Source organism: Blastomonas sp. 34TW, from assembly GCF_059803595.1.
Window position 1 is genome coordinate 165,241 of sequence record NZ_JAPFGW010000010.1, and the last position, 19,824, is coordinate 185,064.

20 protein-coding genes and 1 tRNA gene are annotated in these 19,824 nt (G+C 61.9%); 17 read left to right on the plus strand and 4 right to left on the minus strand.

Annotation, left to right across the window (positions count from 1 at the left end; translation table 11 throughout):
* Position 1: 1 nt before the first annotated feature.
* Positions 2 to 1,807, minus strand: a complete 1,806-nt coding sequence (gene mutL, locus OPU69_RS14175; protein WP_498511900.1) for a DNA mismatch repair endonuclease MutL — start codon at positions 1,805 to 1,807, stop codon at positions 2 to 4.
* A 161-nt stretch (positions 1,808 to 1,968) separates the two neighbouring features.
* Between mutL and OPU69_RS14180 the strand changes: the two genes are divergently transcribed.
* From OPU69_RS14180 to OPU69_RS14205, 6 genes are all read left to right on the plus strand, one after another.
* Positions 1,969 to 3,012 (plus strand): rod shape-determining protein, encoded by a 1,044-nt coding sequence (locus OPU69_RS14180; RefSeq protein ID WP_023837440.1) that lies wholly within the window; start codon positions 1,969 to 1,971, stop codon positions 3,010 to 3,012.
* 14 nt (positions 3,013 to 3,026) lie between these two features.
* Positions 3,027 to 4,061: a rod shape-determining protein MreC gene (gene mreC / locus OPU69_RS14185; protein WP_060978218.1), complete on the plus strand. Its 1,035-nt coding sequence runs from the start codon at positions 3,027 to 3,029 to the stop codon at positions 4,059 to 4,061.
* Positions 4,058 to 4,573 carry a rod shape-determining protein MreD gene (gene mreD / locus OPU69_RS14190; protein WP_060978217.1) on the plus strand — a complete coding sequence of 172 codons (516 nt, stop codon included), beginning with the start codon at positions 4,058 to 4,060 and terminating at the stop codon, positions 4,571 to 4,573. The genes mreC and mreD overlap by 4 nt, the downstream gene beginning before the upstream one ends.
* Positions 4,574 to 4,586: 13 nt before the next feature.
* Positions 4,587 to 6,506 carry a penicillin-binding protein 2 gene (gene mrdA, locus OPU69_RS14195; RefSeq protein ID WP_060978216.1) on the plus strand — a complete coding sequence of 640 codons (1,920 nt, stop codon included), beginning with the start codon at positions 4,587 to 4,589 and terminating at the stop codon, positions 6,504 to 6,506.
* Entirely contained in the window at positions 6,506 to 7,627 is a 1,122-nt protein-coding gene (gene rodA, locus OPU69_RS14200) for a rod shape-determining protein RodA (protein WP_060978215.1), read from the plus strand. Before mrdA ends, rodA begins: the two co-directional genes overlap by 1 nt.
* Positions 7,628 to 7,790: 163 nt before the next feature.
* Positions 7,791 to 7,866: transfer RNA gene (locus OPU69_RS14205), tRNA-Lys, on the plus strand.
* A 184-nt stretch (positions 7,867 to 8,050) separates the two neighbouring features.
* On the opposite strand, the gene OPU69_RS14210 is transcribed toward OPU69_RS14205, so the two are convergent.
* Positions 8,051 to 8,464 (minus strand): transposase, encoded by a 414-nt coding sequence (locus OPU69_RS14210; protein WP_110298810.1) that lies wholly within the window; start codon positions 8,462 to 8,464, stop codon positions 8,051 to 8,053.
* Here OPU69_RS14210 and OPU69_RS14215 point away from each other — a divergent pair.
* From OPU69_RS14215 to OPU69_RS14235, 5 genes are all read left to right on the plus strand, one after another.
* Positions 8,415 to 8,663, plus strand: a complete 249-nt coding sequence (locus tag OPU69_RS14215; protein ID WP_110298809.1) for a glycerol-3-phosphate acyltransferase — start codon at positions 8,415 to 8,417, stop codon at positions 8,661 to 8,663. The two genes, OPU69_RS14210 and OPU69_RS14215, sit on opposite strands and share 50 nt — an antisense overlap.
* An 82-nt stretch (positions 8,664 to 8,745) precedes the next feature.
* Positions 8,746 to 8,955 (plus strand): hypothetical protein, encoded by a 210-nt coding sequence (locus OPU69_RS14220; RefSeq protein WP_498511905.1) that lies wholly within the window; start codon positions 8,746 to 8,748, stop codon positions 8,953 to 8,955.
* Positions 8,956 to 9,387: 432 nt separating this feature from the next.
* Positions 9,388 to 9,825, plus strand: coding sequence for an ester cyclase (locus OPU69_RS14225; protein ID WP_110298807.1), 438 nt, complete (start codon positions 9,388 to 9,390; stop codon positions 9,823 to 9,825).
* 12 nt (positions 9,826 to 9,837) lie between these two features.
* The gene (locus OPU69_RS14230) at positions 9,838 to 10,506 is read left to right on the plus strand and encodes an SDR family NAD(P)-dependent oxidoreductase (protein WP_110298806.1); all 669 of its coding nucleotides are present in this window, start codon (positions 9,838 to 9,840) and stop codon (positions 10,504 to 10,506) included.
* Positions 10,507 to 10,665: 159 nt separating this feature from the next.
* Positions 10,666 to 11,226 (plus strand): cytochrome P460 family protein, encoded by a 561-nt coding sequence (locus tag OPU69_RS14235; RefSeq protein ID WP_110298805.1) that lies wholly within the window; start codon positions 10,666 to 10,668, stop codon positions 11,224 to 11,226.
* 287 nt (positions 11,227 to 11,513) lie between these two features.
* On the opposite strand, the gene OPU69_RS14240 is transcribed toward OPU69_RS14235, so the two are convergent.
* Both OPU69_RS14240 and OPU69_RS14245 read right to left on the minus strand, forming a co-directional pair.
* Positions 11,514 to 11,885, minus strand: coding sequence for a hypothetical protein (locus tag OPU69_RS14240; RefSeq protein ID WP_498511908.1), 372 nt, complete (start codon positions 11,883 to 11,885; stop codon positions 11,514 to 11,516).
* A 69-nt stretch (positions 11,886 to 11,954) separates the two neighbouring features.
* The gene (locus OPU69_RS14245) at positions 11,955 to 12,500 is read right to left on the minus strand and encodes a carboxymuconolactone decarboxylase family protein (RefSeq protein ID WP_066670912.1); all 546 of its coding nucleotides are present in this window, start codon (positions 12,498 to 12,500) and stop codon (positions 11,955 to 11,957) included.
* Positions 12,501 to 12,580: 80 nt separating this feature from the next.
* On the opposite strand from OPU69_RS14245, the gene OPU69_RS14250 reads away from it, so the two are divergent.
* From OPU69_RS14250 to OPU69_RS14275, 6 genes are all read left to right on the plus strand, one after another.
* A complete protein-coding gene (locus OPU69_RS14250) occupies positions 12,581 to 13,432 on the plus strand; it encodes an AraC family transcriptional regulator (RefSeq protein ID WP_296200391.1) in 852 nt (283 codons plus the stop codon).
* A 1,033-nt stretch (positions 13,433 to 14,465) separates the two neighbouring features.
* Positions 14,466 to 15,191: a cytochrome P460 family protein gene (locus tag OPU69_RS14255; RefSeq protein WP_498511911.1), complete on the plus strand. Its 726-nt coding sequence runs from the start codon at positions 14,466 to 14,468 to the stop codon at positions 15,189 to 15,191.
* 47 nt (positions 15,192 to 15,238) lie between these two features.
* A complete protein-coding gene (locus OPU69_RS14260) occupies positions 15,239 to 15,784 on the plus strand; it encodes a cytochrome P460 family protein (RefSeq protein ID WP_498511913.1) in 546 nt (181 codons plus the stop codon).
* A gap of 84 nt (positions 15,785 to 15,868) precedes the next feature.
* Positions 15,869 to 17,179: a lactonase family protein gene (locus OPU69_RS14265; RefSeq protein WP_208625185.1), complete on the plus strand. Its 1,311-nt coding sequence runs from the start codon at positions 15,869 to 15,871 to the stop codon at positions 17,177 to 17,179.
* A 263-nt stretch (positions 17,180 to 17,442) separates the two neighbouring features.
* Positions 17,443 to 18,381: an AraC family transcriptional regulator gene (locus tag OPU69_RS14270; protein WP_146215342.1), complete on the plus strand. Its 939-nt coding sequence runs from the start codon at positions 17,443 to 17,445 to the stop codon at positions 18,379 to 18,381.
* 176 nt (positions 18,382 to 18,557) lie between these two features.
* Positions 18,558 to 19,499, plus strand: a complete 942-nt coding sequence (locus OPU69_RS14275; protein ID WP_146215341.1) for a helix-turn-helix domain-containing protein — start codon at positions 18,558 to 18,560, stop codon at positions 19,497 to 19,499.
* Positions 19,500 to 19,824 lie beyond the last annotated feature (325 nt).

Below are 19,824 nucleotides of genomic sequence, written 5' to 3' on the forward strand. Positions count from 1 at the left end.
GCTATTTCCGGCCGAAAAGCCGTTCGATATCGCCATGCGCCAGCTTGACCCAGGTCGGGCGGCCATGGTTGCACTGACCCGAATGCGGGGTGACCTCCATCTCGCGCAGCAGCGCGTTCATTTCCGCGACCGATAGCACGCGCCCGGCGCGGACCGACCCGTGGCACGCCATGGTCGAGGCGACCAGATCGAGCCGTTCCTTGAGCGACAGCGCAGCATCGAAGCTCGCCAGTTCGTCGGCCACATCCTGCACCAGGCCGTGCACATCGCCGCCGCCCAGCAGCGCGGGCGTGGCGCGGACCAGCACCGCAGCCGGACCGAAACGCTCCACCTCCAGCCCGAATTCGGCAAGCTCGGCCGCGCGCTCTTCGATCCGGTCGCAGGCGGTCTCGTCCATCTCGACCACTTCGGGGATCAGCAGCGCCTGCGCCGCCACCCTGCCCCCGTCCGCCGCCTTGCGCATCCGTTCGAGCACCAGCCGCTCGTGCGCGGCATGCTGGTCGACGATCACCAGCCCGTCCTCGGCCTCGGCGACGATATAGGTCTTGGCGATCTGCCCGCGCGCGATGCCCAGCGGATAACGCTCGGCCATTGGCACCGGCTGCGCGGCCGGCTCGGCGCGTCCCATCGGCGCGGCCGCCATGAACGGCTGGCTGCGCTCGGCGAAGCCCGATACCGCGAGCCAGACAGGTTCCTGCTGGGGGGCAGCCGCCATCATTGGCGCAGGCGCGCTGAACATGTCCGGATCGCGCAGCGGCGGCGGCGCGACCGGCTCGCTCTGCCAGCGCGAAAGGGCACCTTCGGCCGGACGCTGCACCGCGCGAAAACCGCCCTCGTCGAGCGCGCGCCTCAACCCTGAGACGATCATCCCGCGCACCATCGCCGCATCGCGAAAGCGCACCTCGGTCTTGGCGGGATGGACGTTGACATCGACATCCTGCGGCGCAACCTCGAGGAACAGCGCGACCACCGGGTGCCGGTCGCGCGCGAGCATCTCGGCATAGGCGGCGCGCACCGCGCCGATGAGCAGCCGGTCGCGCACCGGCCGGGCGTTGACGAACAGGAACTGGTGGTCGGCCACCCCGCGATTATAGGTCGGCAGCCCTGCAACGCCGGTGAGCCTGACGCCCTCGCGCTCGAAGTCGAGCAGTACCGCATTATCCGCCAAGGTCCGCGCGGTGAGCGAAGCGATGCGCGTCAGCCGCGCCTCGCCCGGCTGGACCGAGAACACCCGCCGTCCATCCGATTCGAGGCTGAAAGCGATGTCGGGCCGCGCCATCGCCAGGCGCTTCACGACATCGCTGCACGCGGCATATTCGCTGCGCGCAGACCGCAGGAACTTGCGGCGCGCGGGCACGCGCGCGAACAGGCTGTCGACGCGGATGCGCGTGCCGGGCGGCAGCGATGCGGGGCCATCTTCCACCACATCGCCATGATCGACCACGCGCCGCCAGCCATCGCCTGTGGCGGTGCGGCTGGCGATCGAGAGGCGCGCGACGCTGGCGATGCTGGGCAAAGCCTCGCCGCGAAAGCCCATGGTGGTCACGAGCTCGATCGCATCATCGGGCAGCTTCGACGTGGCATGCCGTTCGAGCGCCAGCGCGATCTCGTCCGCCGCCATGCCACAACCATTGTCGATGACCTCGATCCCGGCCAGTCCGCCATCGGTCAGCGCGATGGAAATGCGGTCCGCGCCGGCGTCGATCGCGTTCTCGACCAGCTCCTTCAACGCACTGGCTGGTCTTTCCACCACTTCGCCTGCTGCGATCCGGTTTATCAGGGCGTTTGGCAGCCTTCGTATTGACATGGACACGCCTCTAGCCCAAGCGCGGCTTGGACGCGACTCCCGAGTTCCCAGCATTTTTCTGCCTTGGTCTGGCCGGGCGCACGGGTTAGCCTCCGCCCCGGGATATCTGCACACATCACGGTCCGTCAGCCGCTCCCTCCATTTAGTTCTGGAAAGTCTGCATGTCGTTCATCTCCAAACTCTTCCGGTTCGGTTCGCACAACATGGCGATCGATCTGGGCACCGCGAATACGCTTGTCTATGTCCAGGATCAGGGCATCGTGCTGAACGAGCCTTCGGTGGTGGCACTGGAGACGCTGAACGGCATCAAGCGAGTCAAGGCCGTGGGCGTCGATGCCAAGATGATGATGGGCAAGACCCCCGATTCGATCGAAGCCATCCGCCCGCTTCGTGACGGCGTGATCGCCGACATCGAAGTCGCCGAGCACATGATCAAGCACTTCATCCAGAAGGTGCACGGCAAGCGCAGCATGTTCAGCTATCCCGAAATCGTGATCTGCGTTCCCTCGGGCTCCACCTCGGTCGAGCGCCGCGCGATCCGCGATGCCGCGTCGAACGCGGGCGCGAGCCAGGTGATGCTGATCGTCGAGCCGATGGCCGCTGCGATCGGTGCCGACATGCCGGTAACCGAACCGGTCGGATCGATGGTCGTGGATATCGGCGGCGGCACCACCGAAGTCGCGGTTCTCTCGCTGCGTGGCCTTGCCTATACCACCTCGGTGCGCACCGGCGGCGACAAGATGGACGAAGCGATCGTCTCTTACGTGCGCCGTCACCACAATCTGCTGATCGGTGAAACAACCGCCGAGCGGATCAAGAAGGATTTCGGCATCGCGGTCGCTCCGCCCGACGGCATCGGCCACACCATCCAGATCAAGGGCCGCGACCTCGTCAACGGCGTGCCCAAGGAAATCTCGATCAACCAGGGCCAGATCGCCGAGGCGCTGTCCGAACCGATCAGCACCATCGTCGAGGGCGTGCGCATCGCGCTGGAAAACACCGCGCCCGAACTGGCCGCCGATATCGTCGACCAGGGCATCGTGCTCACCGGCGGCGGCGCGCTGATCGCGGGCCTCGATGCGCATCTGCGCGAAGAGACCGGCCTGCCGGTTTCGGTGGCGGAGGATCCGCTGACCTGCGTTGCCATCGGCACCGGTCGCGCCATGGAAGACCCCATCTTCCGCGGCGTGCTGATGACCGCCTGACGGGCGACTAAAGCATGGCGCCGCCCCGCAATCGGCGCCCCGGGTTCTCCCGCAAGGCGCAGCTGCAGATTTTCACCGGGTATTTGCTCGCCTTCACGGGAGCATTTGCCGGCTTGTTGCTGCTTGCGCTGTCGCATTTCGACCCCGCCGCCTTTTCCGCCGTCCGTTCGGTCGCAGCAGAACTCGGCGCGCCGCCCGCGCGCCTGTTCACCGGCATGCGCGTTGGCGTGCAGGACGGTTGGCGCGAAGTTGCGGCCTATTTCAACGCTGGGTCCAAGAATGCCGAGCTGCAGCGCGAGGTCGAGCGCAACCGCATCCGCCTGATCGAGGCCCGCGCGCTCAAGCAGGAAAATCGCGAACTGCGCCGTCTGCTCGGACTGATCAAGCAGGAGGGTCGCCCGGTTGCCACCGCACGCCTGATCAATTCGAGCGCCTCGAGCAGCCGCCGCTTCGCCACGCTCGATGTCGGATCGCGCCAGGGCGTGCAGCGCGGCCAGCCGGTGCGCGCGCAGCGCGGGCTGATCGGCCGCGTGCTCGAGACCGGGCCCAATACCTCGCGCGTACTCCTGCTCAGCGATGCTGAAAATGTCGTGCCCGTCCGCCGCGCGCGTGACGGCATCGTCGCCTTTTCGCAAGGCCGCGGCGATGGCCGGGTGGATATCAAGCTGATCGATATCGGCATCAACCCGTTCAAGGTCGGTGATGTCATGGTCACATCTGGCAATGGCGGGATCTATCCGCCAAACGTGCCCGTCGCGATCATCGAGAAGCTGACCGGCGATGGCGCGATCGGCAAGCTGCTTGCCAACCCGGCGGGCACCGATTTCGTCATCGTGCAGGAAATGTACGAACCCGAGCTGGTCGATCCCGAGGCGAGCGGCCTGCCGCCTGCGAACACCGAGGCCGCCGCGCCGCTATCCGCGCCGCGCAAGAGCGAGCCGGTGAAAAAGCCGGCAGCCAAGGTGCCAGAGCCGGCCGCACCAGCGACGACGCCCGCGCCCGGCGCATCGACGACGCCAGCCCAGCCCGCAGGCCAGGTCCAGCCATGAACGCGCCGTATCGCGCGCGGCTGAACCGCGAGCCCTCCGCCTTTCGCAAGGCCGGCGTCCCGATCGCCTCGGTGCTGATCGGGTCGATGACCCCGTTGCTGCCGATCGTCGCATCCGCGCCGGTGCTGCCGCCCTTCGGGCTGGTCGTGCTGATCTGCTGGCAGTTGCTGCGCCCCGGCATCTGGCCGGTCTGGGCGGGCGTTCCGTTCGGCATGTTCGACGATATCATGAGCGGCCAGCCGGTGGGCAGCGCAGTGCTGCTCTGGTCGATCATCCTCATTGCGCTCGATCTAATCGAGCAGCGCTATATCTGGCGCAATTACTGGCAGGACTGGTTCATCGCCGCGCTGTGCCTTATATTCGGGCTGGCAGGAGGCCTTGCGATCAACAATTTTCTTGTCAGCGACACGCGCCTTTCGGTGCTGTACCCCCAGATGATCCTGGCGATCTTCACCTATCCGCTGGTGCTGCGCCTCGTCGCGCGGCTCGATCATATCCGCCTCAAGCGTTGAGGACGGAGCAGCCATGATACGTCCGGGCAAGCTGATCACCCGCAACTCGCTGAACATCACGTTCAACCGTCGCACCATGCTGATCGGCGGGGCGCAGGGGCTGGTCGGTGCGATCCTGGCGGCGCGCATGGCCTATATCTCGGTGGTCGAGAACGAGCGCTACAAGATGCTGTCGGAGAGCAACCGGGTCAACCTGACGCTCATTCCGCCGCGCCGGGGCTGGATCATCGACCGCAACGGCAAGCCGCTCGCCAACAACAAGGCCGATTTTCGCGTCGACCTGATCCCGCAACGCGTGCGCGATGTCGATGGCACCATCGACCAGCTGGCCACCATCCTGAAGATGACGCCCGACAAGGTCGATGATCTGCGCGCAGCGATGAAGGACGCGCGCGGGCTGCAGCCGGTGCCGGTCGCGGCGGGGCTGAGCTACGAGGATTTCGCCGCGCTCTCGGTGCGCCTGCCCGACCTGCCCGGGGTCGCGCCGCAGCGCGGCTTCTCGCGCCAATATCCCACGGGCGCGGCGGTCGGCCATCTGCTTGGCTATGTCGGCATCGCCAATGCCGAGGAATATGAAGAAAACAAGAACCCGCTGCTGATCACGCCGGGCTTCAAGATCGGCAAGGACGGGCTGGAGAAATATTTCGAGCCGCAGCTTCAGGGCAAGCCGGGCGCGCGTAAGGTCGAGGTGACCGCGCGCGGCAAGATCGTGCGCGAACTGGGCGTGCAGGAGGACGTGCCCGGCAAGCCGCTGAAACTCACCATCGATGGTGGGCTGCAGGAATTCGTCGCGCGCCGCATGGGACGCGAATCGGGCGCGGCGGTGGTGATCGACTGCCAGACCGGCGGCATCCTCGCCTTCTCGTCGATGCCCTGCTTCGACCCCAACAGCTTTTCCGACGGCATCGGGCGGCTCGAATATTCGATGCTGTCGCAGGACGAGCGCGTGCCGCTGCTCAACAAGGCGACGCGCGGGCTCTATCCGCCCGGATCGACGCTGAAACCCATGGCCGCTGTCGCGTGCCTGCAGCATGGCGTCGATCCCGAAGAGACGGTCAACTGCCCCGGTGGCTATCGGCTCGGCAACCGCTTCTACCAGTGCCTGGGCCGCCACGGCCCGGTCAACATGGTCCGCGCGATCGAGAAGAGCTGTAATACCTATTTCTACGCACAGGCGCACAGGCTTGGGTACGACAAGATCGCCATGGTCGCGCGCGAAATGGGTCTGGGCGAGGATTTCAACCTCGCCGGGCTCAATCAGCGCTATGGCACTATTCCCGACAGCGAATGGAAGATGCGCAAGTTCAAGCAGGCGTGGACGGCATCGGACTCGCTCAATGCGATCATCGGCCAGGGCTATGTGATCTGCAATCCGCTGCAATTGGCAGTGATGGTCGCGCGGCTCGCCTCGGGTCGCAAGCTCTATCCGCATCTCATCCCGGACAACAAGGTCGCCCCCACCCTGCCCTATCCGCCCGAGCATCTCGCGGTCGCGCACCAGGGCATGGCGCAGGTGGTAAGCCAGGGGACGGCGGCACGCTCGAAACTGCCGCTCGAGGGAATCGCGATGGCGGGCAAGACCGGCACCGCGCAGGTGCGCGGGCTCGGCTCTGGCAGCAGAGGCGGCGCCGGCGTGCCGTGGAAATATCGCGACCACGGCCTGTTCGTCTGCTTCGCGCCGGTCGAGCAACCGCTTTATGCCGCTGCCGTGGTCATCGAGCACGGCCTGGGCGGATCGCGCGCCGCAGCGCCAGTCGCCAAGGATTTCATGACCTATATGTTCGATCCGCAAAAGGCGATGGATAGCCTTCTCTCGATGGAGGCCGGTTGGGGCGGCAACATCCAAGAGCGGATGGCGGCGGAATTCGCCTCGTTCCGCGCACGCGCCGAGGGCCGCGTGCCCGAGCCACCGCCGCAAGAGGCCGCCGACTGATGCTCGCCTTTGTTCCCCGCCCGGTGGCGGAGCTGCCATGGCAGATCATCTTCATTACCGTCGCCATTGCCGGATTCGGCGTGATCGTGCTCTATTCGGCAGCCGGGGGCAGTGTCTCGCCCTGGGCAGGCATCCATGCGCTGCGCTTCGTGGTGTTCCTCGCAATGGCGCTGGTCATCCGGCTGTTCAGCGAGAATTTCGTCAAATGGGGCACCTTCCCTGCCTATACGCTGTTCGCGGTACTGCTGCTACTCGTCGAGTTGGCAGGCGCGGTGAAGGGCGGCAGCCAGCGCTGGATCGAACTGGGCTTCATCCGATTGCAGCCATCGGAATTCATGAAACCGCTGGTGGTGCTGGCGATCGCGCGCTTCTACGAGATGCTGCCTATTGGCCAGGCGCGCAGTTGGTCGGCGATCTGGCCGCCGTTGGTGCTGATCGGCGTACCGTGGTTCCTGGTGATGACCCAGCCTGATCTTGGCACCTCGATCGCGGTGATGACCGGGGGCGTTACCGTGATGTTCCTTGCCGGCGTCCCCTTGCGCCTTTTCATCGGTGCGGGCCTCGCGGGCGCGGCCTTCGTGCCCTTCGCCTTCTTCTTCCTGCTCAAGGAATATCAGCAGAACCGGGTGCTCATCTTCCTCGATCCGGAAAGCGATCCGCTCGGCACCGGCTACCACATCAGTCAGTCCAAGATTGCGATCGGATCGGGCGGCATCGGCGGCAAGGGCTATCTGCAGGGCTCGCAGAGCCATCTCGACTATCTGCCGGAGGGCCATACCGATTTCGTCTTCGCGACGATGGCGGAGGAATGGGGCTTGATCGGCGGATTGTTCGTGATCGTGATGTTCGCCCTGCTGCTGCGCTGGTCGACCGCCGTTTCGCTCAACGCGCCCAGCCGCTTCGGCAAGCTGGCCGGCGGCGGCCTCACGATGGTCATCTTCTTCTATATTGCCATCAACATGCTGATGGTGATGGGCCTTGCCCCCGTGGTCGGCATCCCCCTGCCCTTCCTGAGCTATGGCGGGTCGTCGATGATGACGATCATGATCTGTATCGGCCTGCTGATGGGCATCGAACGCAACACCAGGCAGGGCGGCGGCGGCGGTCGACTGCTCGCTTGAGCGACGAAGAAAGGGCCCTGCGTCCCAGGCTCTCGAGTCGTCGCTGCGCCCACCACAAAATTCTGCAAAAAAGCCAAAAAAGCTCTTTCCATCCCCGTCCGATCCTATATAGGCAGCGCTCTCCCGGCGGTCGCTGATTCGAGCGAACCTGCCAAGGATGGATGGACGCATAGCTCAGTTGGTAGAGCAGCTGACTCTTAATCAGCGGGTCCTTGGTTCGAGCCCAAGTGCGTCCACCATATTTTCTCTATAAATTAATAGGTTATGCCTGATTGGGAAGGGGCTATTCGGCAGCTTGTTTCTTCTAGGTAGCTTTCTAGGTAGCTTTCTAGGTAGCTCGGCGAAGTGCTCAGGATCGAGCCTTGGCGGTCGGGTTTGTGTGGGAATCAAGTCAGGCCGATGGGCCGAAGTCCGCTTTGCCCCTTAGGCAGACCGTCCAGTTGCCAGACCACCGATCATAAGAGTGGCGGACATGAAGGTATGGGCGCAGTGATCGTATCGCATGTAGATGCGCCGCCAGTCCTTGATCCTCCCGAACATGTTCTCGACCTTGCGCCGCTGGCGATAGAGCGGCAAATCTTGTGCAATCGGCACTTTCCGGTTCGATTTTGACGGGATGTAGGATAGGATCTTGCGTTGGGGCAGTGCCACACGGAGCCAGTCGGAATCATAGCCCTTGTCGTCCGGCAGAACCTTTGCATTCGCCCAATCGCTCTTCTCGCTGGCGGTGGTGGTTGCGGCCGGACTGGCTGCCGTCGAATTCGACGTTTGGTTGCCCTGATCTGTGATGGCCGCTGCGCTGCTGGCGATCTTGGGACACAGCAGGTCGATCTTCATCCGGTTTTCGGGCGAGAAGTCAGCGGCGACCGGCTTGGGCGTGTTGCTGGCTGTGTGTTGGCAAGTGGGATTGGGGGCGGCGATCCCCTTCGTGATTGTCCCGCTGGTGTCGCGGATCGTCTCACATAGTTCGATACTGGCGGCACTCGCCGCACTTGCCTTAAGGCTGGTACTTCGGCAGCCCACCCCGTTTTCCTGATGGCACTGATGGGAGCGACATATGTCGTCCGGCCTTGCGCCCTGGCAGGTGCACCGCGTCATCGATATGATGGCGGTGTCTGATGGCGGTGTCTGATGGCGCGCATGTTTCGCTCCCGGCGATGGCCAGCGTTGTCGGCCTTTCGACCTATCACTTCTGCCGGGCCTTCAAGCAATCCACCGGCCCGCCGCCGCACCGTTGCCAGAACAGGCTGCGGCTGGAGCGCACCAAGGACCTTTTTGACCACCTCCCGGCTTTCGATCATCGAGTTGGCGCTGAGCCTTGGTTTTGACTCGCGGCAGGGCCTCGCCTGGCTATTCCAGCGCGTGCTGGGCATGAATACTTCCGAGTGGCCCCGGCAACGCACGCTATAAGGCGGTTTGCCGCAAGATCGGTCGTTTGGCGCAATTTCGGCCAAGCACGGCAAATCCTGCATGCGTATTGATGCGGCACGACAGGTTTCGCAGACTCGCATGGATTCGAGGAAACACCGTATGAACGACCCTCGCCTGATCGGTCCTGCTCGGGGCGAGAGCTTGGTCCTGCTCGGGGCGAGAGCCTGGTCCTGCTCGCCGCAACCAAGAAACAGATGGGCGAAGTTCCCAGGATTCTTGCTGCCAAAGCGCAGTTATTTGCTTGGCCCGGCGGCTATGGCTGTTGAGGCGCACGAGCATTGTAGGCAGTATAAGCTAATCAAGGCGAATCTGAACCGAGGAGCAAAAACATGGACAATCTGGCAATCGTACGCCGATTCACCACCGAATTTCTCGGTCGCGCCGATCTTGCTGCCGCAGATGCGACCATGCACCCGGATATTCGCGGGTTTACCGGACTCAAGCCAACTGGTCCGATCGAGGGTATCGATGAGTATAAGGCGACACTGACGGGTTTCGTCGATGCGTTTCCGGCGCAATCACCCGTTGAGATCATCGACCAGTTCGAATCCGCTGATGGCACGCGCGTGGTAACGCGCTTTCATTCGCGCCAATGCCACGCCAAGGACTATTACGGAGTCGCCGCGACCAACCGGATCATCCTGTTCGACGAAACCCATGTCGCGCGGCTTAAGGACGGCAAGATCATCGAGAATATCGTTTCGGCCACCAATCTTGAGTTCGAGATGCTGATGGCCCCCGTGCTGTCGCCGATGATCCTTGGATAGGCGGGTCGCAATATGACACAATCAAAAGGGCCTGCGATCATCATCGGCTATGGGCCGGGCGTCAGTGGTGCAGTCGCCGAGGCGTTTGCAAAAGAAGGCTATCCGCTGGCGCTGATTGCGCGTGACACCACCAAGCTGGATGCGGCAGTGACGGCGTTTCGCGCAAGCGGCATCGCGGCGCGCGGTTTTGCTGCCGATGCCGGTCATGCGACCGCGCTGACCACGGCACTCGATGCCGCGCGCGATGCCTTGGGCGATGCCGAGGTTTTGGTCTATAACGCGGCACTGTGGCGCCCGGGCCCGGTGCTGGCGACGACACCCGAAAGCTTTGATGCGGATTTCCAGCTGTGTGTGACCGGCGCGCTGGTCGCCGCGCGGGCGCTCGCCCCGGCGATGATTGCAGCAGGGCGCGGGACTTTGCTGTTCACCGGCGGCGGCCTTGCGCTTTACCCCTCCCCTCAGGCACCATCTCTGTCGGTCGGCAAAGCCGGCATCCGCGCATTGGCGCTGATGCTGGCCGCAGAGCTGGCACCCAGCGGTATCCGCGTTGGCACCGTCACGATTGCTGGCGAGGTTGCGGCTGGCACGCCGTTCGCTCCGGAGAAGATCGCTGACGCCTTCCTCGCGCTGCATCGTTCGCCGCCTGACCCTACGACAGCAGAGGTCGTTTTCAGGGGTTGAACATCCTGGTTTGATGGGTTAGGAGAGTAGAATTGAGCGGCATACGGCTCTGCAATACCGCTATAAACCCTTGGAGTGCCACGCCGACGCCAAGAAAGAAATGGTTTGCACGTAACTCTATCCCGGACTGGATCAATTGACATGCAACACTCTCGCTGGATGACTGCTGGGCTGCGTGCGTTATTGCTCGCCAATGTTTTGATCGTGACGGCCTGTGCGCCTGAGTCGCAGCCCCCCTTAACCGTCGCCGACACTGGCGCAACTGCTAAGGGCGATTTGCGGGTGCCGACCGATTATCGCGATACCTATCAGTATCTCGGCACCTGGGCCGTGGCGGACGAGAAGGTGGCTGGATCGAAAGAGATGCACATCGTCTATGCCTCGCCCGGTGCCGCAGCCGGGCATCGCGCCAACGGAAAATTCGCGGACGGTACGACGCTGGTGAAAGAGGTGTTCGAGGCGACGACAGGACCAATGACGACAGGCACGGTCAGCCATACCAAAACGCTGAAAGGCTGGTTCGTCATGGTCAAGGACAGCAAGAACAGCCATCCCGACAACAAATTGTGGGGCGACGGCTGGGGCTGGGCATGGTTTGACCAGGGCGCGCCGACCAAGACAACATCGACCGATTACAAGGTAGATTGTCTGACCTGCCACGAGCCGGCCAAAGCCACCGACTGGACGTATGTCGATGGCTATCCGGTGCTGAAGAAATAAAGGGGTGCGGCACCCCTGTTGGAGTGCCGCACACCGCCTCGCCTTGCGACGAGCGGGCTCGTTTTCATCGGCTGGTCGCTGTTGGCTGATGCTGCAAAAGCCAGAACGGAGAGGCATTGAGCTCTGTAAGGAAATTTCACCTCTCGACTGAAACATGGCGCTGAGGGCGTTGGCCCACAACCCCGGTCGTGGAGCCACACGCCAGTCGTGCCAAACCCTGCATGCCGCGACCGGGACATGCAGGGTGGCATTGTTGATAACAAAACTCGTGTCCTTGAAAGAAGGGCTCAGGCAGCGGCGTTCTGCCGGACTGATGGGTTGGCACGCGCGGTAAAGGCAACCACCGCGAGCACGCCAGCCGCCATGACCGGATAATAGATTGATGCGAGGAAGCCGAAGCCGAGGACGAACGGCGCAACAATGAACGCCACCCCAGCCGCGAGATCGAGCAACAGGTGGAGGTCAAAAGACGCCAGCTTGATTATACCGAACGCATAATCGGTGAGCAGGCTGTAGAGGATCAGGCCGGAACCGCCCGCGACGGACAGCCAGAGCTCAATGCCCTGAAGACCGAGCAGGAAGGGCAACACGATCAGCGCACCAGCGGCGATATAGTCCAAAGCGCCATGCAGCTTCGGGGTGAGGAATTGCAGGTTCATGGGTCGTGTTCCTTTCAAATCAGGTTGGGGCGCGGGCCGATGCGTTGCACCGGCCCGCAAGCAATACGATCAGGCCGCAATCGCCACATCGACGACCGGGAAGTCGATCTTGGTCTGGGCGACGTTGTTCATGAAGTTGGTCAGCACATTGTGCGCAACATTGCCGACGATTTCGACAATGCGGGCATCGTCAAGACCGGCGAGACGGGCTTCAGACAGATCGGCGTCGCTGACCTGACCGCGCGTTTCGACGATACGCAGCGCAAGCGTCGCAATGGCGTTGTCGATCGCGCTTTCGCCCTTGCCCTGACGGGCAGCGCGGATGGCAGCGGGCGACAGGCCGGCACCCTTGCCGAGCAGCGTGTGTGCCGACAGGCAATAGTGGCAGCTGTTATACTGGGCGACAGCGAGCGAAACGATTTCGCGCTGTGCGGCGGTCAGAACGCCCTTGGTCAGCGCATCGGCGAAAGCGAGGTTGCCGTTCAGCACGGCGGGGGCCTGAGCGAAGGTTGCAAACAGATTGGGGACCATGCCAATCTTCGCCTTGACAGCGCCGAGGGTTGCCTGGACGCCAGTGTCAGCGGTGGCGAGTTCTACGGGGTTGATACGGGGCATTTGAATTTCCTTTCATGATCGGTGCGGGGTTGCACAACAGCTATATGGGCTGCTATCGATGCAGATAGGTGCCAACTTCATTGCAGATCGTTCAAATGGATAACCTTGCCGCCCTGTTTGCGCACACCGCCCCGAGCGCGCGGGCGTTCTTCTCGGGCAATTTGTGCAACGCGGCGCAGTTTACCGAATGTGGCTATCTTCACCTCCTCAGAAAGGGGGAACTGACGTTAAGCCGCACTGGCGCGGCAGACATAAAGATCAGCGAACCCATGCTGGTTTTCTTCCCCCGCGGGCGGGCGCACAGCTTGACGGCGCCCCCAGAAGGAGGGGCTGATCTTGTGTGTGCCAAGGTCGATCTGGGCGGCGATGTCGGCAACCCGATTGGCGAAGGACTGCCCGAGCTTGTCCTGTTTCCGTTGGCCGAGCACCCGGCGATGGGGCCGGTCTGCGAACTGTTGCTTGCCGAAGGGTTTGGTGAGGACGACGGGCGGCAGGCCGCCATCGACCATCTGTTCGATTATCTTTTGATCCTGATCGTGCGGCATGTTGTGGCCAGTGGCACGGTAAGCGGTGGTGTGCTGGGCGGCCTTGCCGATCCCCGGCTGGCCAAGGCGTTGACGGCAATGCACGAACAGCCCCGGCGGTCATGGTCGCTCGATGATCTTGCCGAAGTGGCCGGCATGTCACGCACCCGCTTTGCCACGCATTTTCGCGCGTGCGTCGGGAGGACGCCGATGGACTATCTGACCCGCTGGCGAATGACGCTGGCGCGCGAACTTCTCGCCAAAGGCAAGCCGGTCAAGATCGTGGCCGGACGCGTCGGATATGACAGCGCGGCCGCCTTTTCGCGGGTGTTTGCCAGGGTCACCGGCGAGGCACCGCGTCAAGTGGCGCACGCATCGAAGAAGCGCGATCAGCCGGACAATATCTGAACCGTCACCAATGCGAGACCGGCTGGGCAAGGCTGGCGTGGCGGCATGGCCGCATGCTGCGCAATGATGCACGCTGCCGCACCCAACGCCAACGTCGCACGCCAGCCAGACCTGGACGACGGCTGCACCCCTTCAACGCCTGTGCTTGTGCTGCGGAGATAGGCTGCAAGGGCGGATAGAACGAAGGTGAAAATCGCAATCATGACATGGGGCGCTCGCTTGGGACAGACGCGCCCTATGGCCGCGAATGGCGCACCGCTTGACCCGGAAATCTTGCCGTGCGTTCCAAATGGTGCGCCTCGCGGCAGCGCATTTCAGGCAGCCTGTCTGTCCTTTGCGCGAGGACCGTTGGCGGGTCAGGGCGCCGGTGGCTATGCGATCAATTGGCAGCCATGCAGATCTTGACGATCAGCCGAGGCGTTGGCCCCAAATGTTCGCCACGGCCAATATGGCGCAATATCGTTCGGTCAATAGCAGCATTGCGCGCGCGGACTCTGTCACAAGCGGTTAGTTTGCCTGCAATCCAAACGCCTTTGGACAACTTGACTGCGCACCAACCAGCTAACCGGAGGGAGGCGGCCATCAAGACTCAAATCTCGCTCCCGGCTGATGGGCCTCGGGTGCATGATGACCGTTGCGCCTTCCGCGAATGCCATCCAGCCTTCGCGACGGCCGGCGTGTGCGCAAGGTTGCGTAACCCGAACCCTCATCTGATTGCAGGGCCTCAAGTCCGGATACGCGCTGTCTGTTCAAGCTCTCGTTCCTGCTGTTTTGGAGCTTTGGCCAAGCTTCGCAGCCACCAGGAACCGGGCGTCGGTCGCCTTCCCCACCACCGCCGACGCCCGCATTTTTCCTTTCAGCGCAACGCCTCGCACCGCAAGGGGCGACGCTGCAGGCAGTCAGGACTACGTGATCTCTCACTCAGGACCATGTCGGCTTTCGACCGGCGTCTGGACGTCGGCGCGTCTCGACCGGTGGATGCAATACCGAGCCAAATTCGCGCCCGGCACGAGGATGTATCTTGCAGCCTCCGATGCCGGGCAGCGAGCAAAGCTTGTCGCGTAGCTTCAGTGCGTTTTGGCGCCCGTCACAAAACGCTGAAACCGAGATCATAACAGTTGGTAAAGAGGAAATCATGATGACCAAAACTAGCTTCGCCGCATTTTCTTTGGGATGTTCTCTGCTTGTTCTTGCAGGCTGCAGCAAGTCAGAAGCAACAAAGGCTGGTCCGGTCGATGAAACTGCCGTGGCCAGCCCTGCCGTCGAGCGATACATGCCGGAATACACCGCCGCGGGCGAACTTGTGTTGCCCAAGAAGTTCGAACGGTGGGTGTATATGGGCTCCCCGTTGACACCGCATGGGTTGAACAATGGCAAGGCCAATTTCCCCGAGTTCCACAACGTCTATATCCAGCCATGGGCCTATGACGAATACAAGAAGACCGGTGTCTTCCCGGAAGGGACAATCCTGTTCAAGGAGCTTCAGCTGACCATCAAAGGGACATATCCGGACGGTTCGCGCGACGAGCCCTCGGGGCGCGGATATTTCCCCGGCAAGCTCAATGGCGCCGATGTTTCGGTCAAGGACAGCAAGCGTTATGCGGACACGCAGAACTGGGGATATTATAACTTCAATCATGGCGAGCCCAAATTTGAGACTGCCAAATTGAGGCCGATCGGTGAGTGCGCGCAATGTCATATCGATGGTGCCAAGAAAGATATGGTGTGGACGCAGTTCTATCCGCGGCTGGATCAATAGAGATGCTGCCCCGTGGTGCCACAGTTGTCGGGTTGCGAGCGTTATCGTTGGCCGGTGCCCTGATCGTGACGGCCTGTGCGCCGCAACCGAAATCAAGTGCCGTTGTTGACAGCGTTGCTGTCGACAGCGGCGCTGACGCCTCAGGCACCTTGCGGGTACCGGCCAATTATCGCGATACCTATCAGTATCTCGGCACCTGGGCTGTGGCAGACGACAAGGCAGCTGGATCGAAGGAGATGCACATGGTCTATGCCTCGCCCGGTGCCGCAGCCGGGCATCGCGCCAACGGCAAGTTCGCGGACGGCACGACGCTGGTGAAAGAGGTATTCGAGGCGTCGACAGGACCAATGACGACAGGCACGGTCAGCCATACGAAAACGCTGAAAGGCTGGTTCGTCATGGTCAAGGACAGCAAGAACAGCCATCCCGACAACAAATTGTGGGGCGACGGCTGGGGCTGGGCATGGTTTGACCAGGGCGCGCCGACCAAGACAACATCGACCGATTACAAGGTAGATTGTCTAACCTGCCACGAGCCGGCCAAAGCCACCGACTGGACGTATGTCGATGGCTATCCGGTTCTGAAGAAATAAGGCTGAACCGGTGACAGGCGTTAGCCGGCCACTGGCGGTCCAACCGGCACCGGCGCGCGCGAAAAACGATGGGAGACATTGGTTATGCATTTCAAGCTCGCCCTGGCCGCCTTGATATTGTTCGGTATCGCTGTAGCGCAGACCGCAAAAGTAGCGGCACTCACGCTCACCGTGGCTGCGCTGCAGCACCCGACGCCGGCGTCGGCAAAAGTGGTAGGCCACCTTTACATGCAGTCCAACACCATCGCCAACGAGATCGTGCATTTCGCGCGTCGTGCCGACGGCACGCTGGCCGAGGTTGAGCGCGTCGCCACGGGCGGTGCCGGGTCGGGCGTATTCAAGCCAGTCAGCGGGCAAGCCAGCGCACCCAATGCCTTCGAAGGTGCCGGCAGCGTCATCCTGGCCCCGGGCAATAAGCTGCTGTTTGCCACCAATGGCGGCGACAATACGGTGTCGAGCTTTCGTGTTGCGGCCGGTGGTCGCCTTACGCTGCTCGATCGCCAGAGCACTGGCGAACCGGTAACCGGCAAAAGCGGCACGGCCAAGTCGCTCGCCTATAGCCCGGCGAGCCATACGCTGTTCGTGCTCCATGCCTTCGGACCCAACCATATTCGCGCGTTTTCGGAAAAGGCCGGCAAACTGACGTTGCGCGACGCGCGCTACAGCGTCAACAACGCCACCAAGACCGACCGAATCCCCACCCAGTTGGTTCTGTCGCCCGATCAGAAGTTTCTTCTCGTCGACATATTGTTTGATTTTCGCCCGGCGGAAAATGCCGATGGATCGGCAAAGCTGGTTGTTGCCAACGCGCCCGACAAGGACGGATTGGTCGTCTTCCCGATCCATTCGCGGGGCGCCTTGCGTGAACCGATCTTCAATGATGCGGGGGGAGCCGGCCCCTTTTTCATCGGTTTCGTAAAAGGTCGACCGGGCACCTTCATCAATGGCTATGCGGTGTCCGACGGGATCGCGATCAGCCATATCGACGCGAAGGGGCACGTTACCAATGGAGCACCGGTCCAGATCAATACTGCGGCTGGCAAGCCCTCGGAGCTTTGCTGGCTGGCGATATCCGCCGACGGCAAGCGCGTTTATGCGACCAATTTCGGATATGGAAGCTTGACCAGCTTCGCGCTCGACGGGGCTACGCTGCGCATTCTCAAAGATCCTGCGAACGATCCAATCCCCGGCGATGGCACCTTCCGCGCGGTCAATGGCCTGGTCAGCAGTGGCCCAAGCGACAGCTGGTTGAGCCCCGACGACGCTTTTCTGTACCAGATATTTGGCAACGCCTCGACGCTAATTGGCTATCGTGTGGGCAAGAATGGCAGTCTGGCCGAAGTCTCGCGCCATCCAATTGCCTATAACAGCCCGCAGGGTTTGGCCGGTTTTTGATCGCCCTCGACAATGGCGGCCCAGGCTGGCGACTTTCTCCAACGGTCGCCGTCTAATCCATGAAGGCGGATGCTGCGGGGCGACCAGCGGCGAGCGCAGAAATGGGGATGTCCTCGGTTGCGAACTCGGTCAGGTGTTCCGTTCGCTGCGATGGTACATTCTGTAATCATCAAAACTGTGCTATCAACAGGTCAATAACGACCCGTTGGAGCTGTTGGCACTCGTCAGCAGATGGAATCGCGTTGCGACATTGGGGGTAGTTTTTGGCAACAGAGTTTGGTCCAACCAGCACCCTGCCCGGGACAGAAGCCGGTCCGCACAGCCCGGACCGGTTAGAGGCCATTTATGCGAAGCAAACGATAGCCAAGGGTTTCGGCTCCCTGGGTGTGTCAGCAGCACTCTGGCAAACGGAAATCTTCGCGGGTTGCGATCAAAATATCCCCGCCTGCCCGCATACCCATGCGATTTCGACCTGCCTTAACGGCGGGGGCGAGATTAGTTCTTTCATCAATGGTCGTTTTCGTTATCGTCGGCAGATCGTTCCCGGCAGTACGGGCATTCTTCGGGCGGGAGACACGGCACGTTCCGTTACCCACACCGGCTGGGGTCACTGTCTGCATCTCTATCTGCCCAACAGTCTTTTGCAACAGAGCGCGGCCGATGACTTCGGGCAAAATGCTCAGGTCGAGCTGCTGCCAACTGATATCCGACTCGATCCGGCCATCACCCAGTTGGGAAAGCTTGCTGCGCAAGAAATTCGGATTCCGAGCGGCGGCAGCAGGATGATGCTGGACAGCGTTTCTTTGGCATTGGTCGTCCGCGTGCTGCGGTCCTGGTCGAGCCTGTCAGCACCCACCGAACTGCATCGGTCAGGCCTTGCACCCTGGCAGCAAAAGCGCGCCATTGAGCAGCTTCAAAGTCGCTATCACGAGAATTTGTCGATCACCGATCTTGCAGCGGAAGCGCGACTTTCGCCCTTTCATTTCATTCGCAGTTTCAAGCGCTCCGTTGGTGTTCCACCGCATCAATATCTGACGCAGATCAGGATGGAACGCGCCCGTTTGCTGCTGGAAACGACCGATATGGCCATCACGGATGTTGCCTTCGAAACAGGTTATCAATCTCCAGCCCATTTTGCGCGACTCTTTCGCCGGCGCTATGGGATGACCCCGACCGCCTATCGGCGCGAACGGAACACATGATGGGGCCGCGCAACGTGATCCCCATCCTTGGGCAAGCGACCTCCCGGGTGCGACAGGTATCGTCGCGCAAGAAGGCGGGTGAGGCGACGGCGGGTTTTCCTCCGCGCGGTTCCTGTTCGCGTTGGGCGACGAACGCCGCCACTTTGGTATGGGTCAAGCGAGAAGTGGGGTAGCTTGTGTCAACAGAGTTTGATTCTACCGGCAGTCTGCCCGGGACTGAAACCGGTCCGCTCAACGCAGATCGGATAGAGCTTTCCTACAGCAAAACGCCCATAGCCAAGGGTTTTGGCTCACTGGGCTTGTCGGCTGCACTTTGGCAATCTGATGTTTTCGCCAATAGCGAAGCGTCACGCCCTGCCTGCCCGCACACGCACATGATTGAGACTTGCCTTTTCGGCGGGGGCGAGAGCAGCCTCTTCATCGATGGCCGCCACCTGTTTCATCGTCGTATTGTTCCGGGCAGCACGGCCCTTGTGCGAGCAGGAGAAGCGCCGCGTTCCGTCACCTACTCTGCCTGTGGCCAGTGCATGCATCTCTATCTTCCCGACAAATTGTTGCAGCAGAGCGCGACGGAGGAATTCGATTGTCCCGGGTCGGTCGAATTGCAGCAGCGCGGTCTCCAGGAAGATCCAATGATCGCCCAGATGGGGCGACTTGTTGCGCAAGAACTCGAGGCTCCCAGTGGCGGCAGCCGGATGATGCTGGACAGCGTTTCGTTGGCAGTGACTGTAAGAATGCTTCGAACATGGTCGAGCCTGTCCGAGGGCACCGACCTGAATAATGCGTCGGGGCTTGCACCCTGGCAGCAAAAGCGAGCCATTGAGCACATCCAAAGTCGCTACTGCGAGAATTTGTCAATCGCCGACCTCGCGGCGGAAGCGCGACTTTCACCCTATCATTTCATCCGCAGTTTCAAGCGTTCCGTTGGCGCTCCGCCGCATCAATATCTGACGAGGGTAAGGCTAGAACGTGCCCGTGTGCTGCTGGAAACGACCAATTTGGCCATAACAGAGGTTGCGTTCGAGATTGGTTACCATTCACCGGGCCATTTTGCACGGCTCTTCCGCCGAAGCTACGGCATGACGCCGACAGCTTATCGACGCGAACGGAACACCTGATTGGAGCCAGCCCGCAGCATCGGTATCTGAACATAATCGGGCGCTAGGTCACATGCCCCTAACGGGATTCCCATCGGGCACGACTTCTGGTTCAGTGGCCTGACGCAGGGCCAACTGTAGTGGCGCGGTTTGATTTTTCGGATTTCGAGTGGTCAGTGATCGAGCATGTCTTTCCGACCAACATCCGGGGCGTGAACCCGGTTGACCACCGTCAGGTGCTGAACACAATATTCTGGCGGTCGCGGACCGTATCCATCCGGTGAAGGCCGCATGATGCTGGCCGGCGCGTAGCCGGGTTTAGGCGGCGATTGCGTCGGGGAGCGGC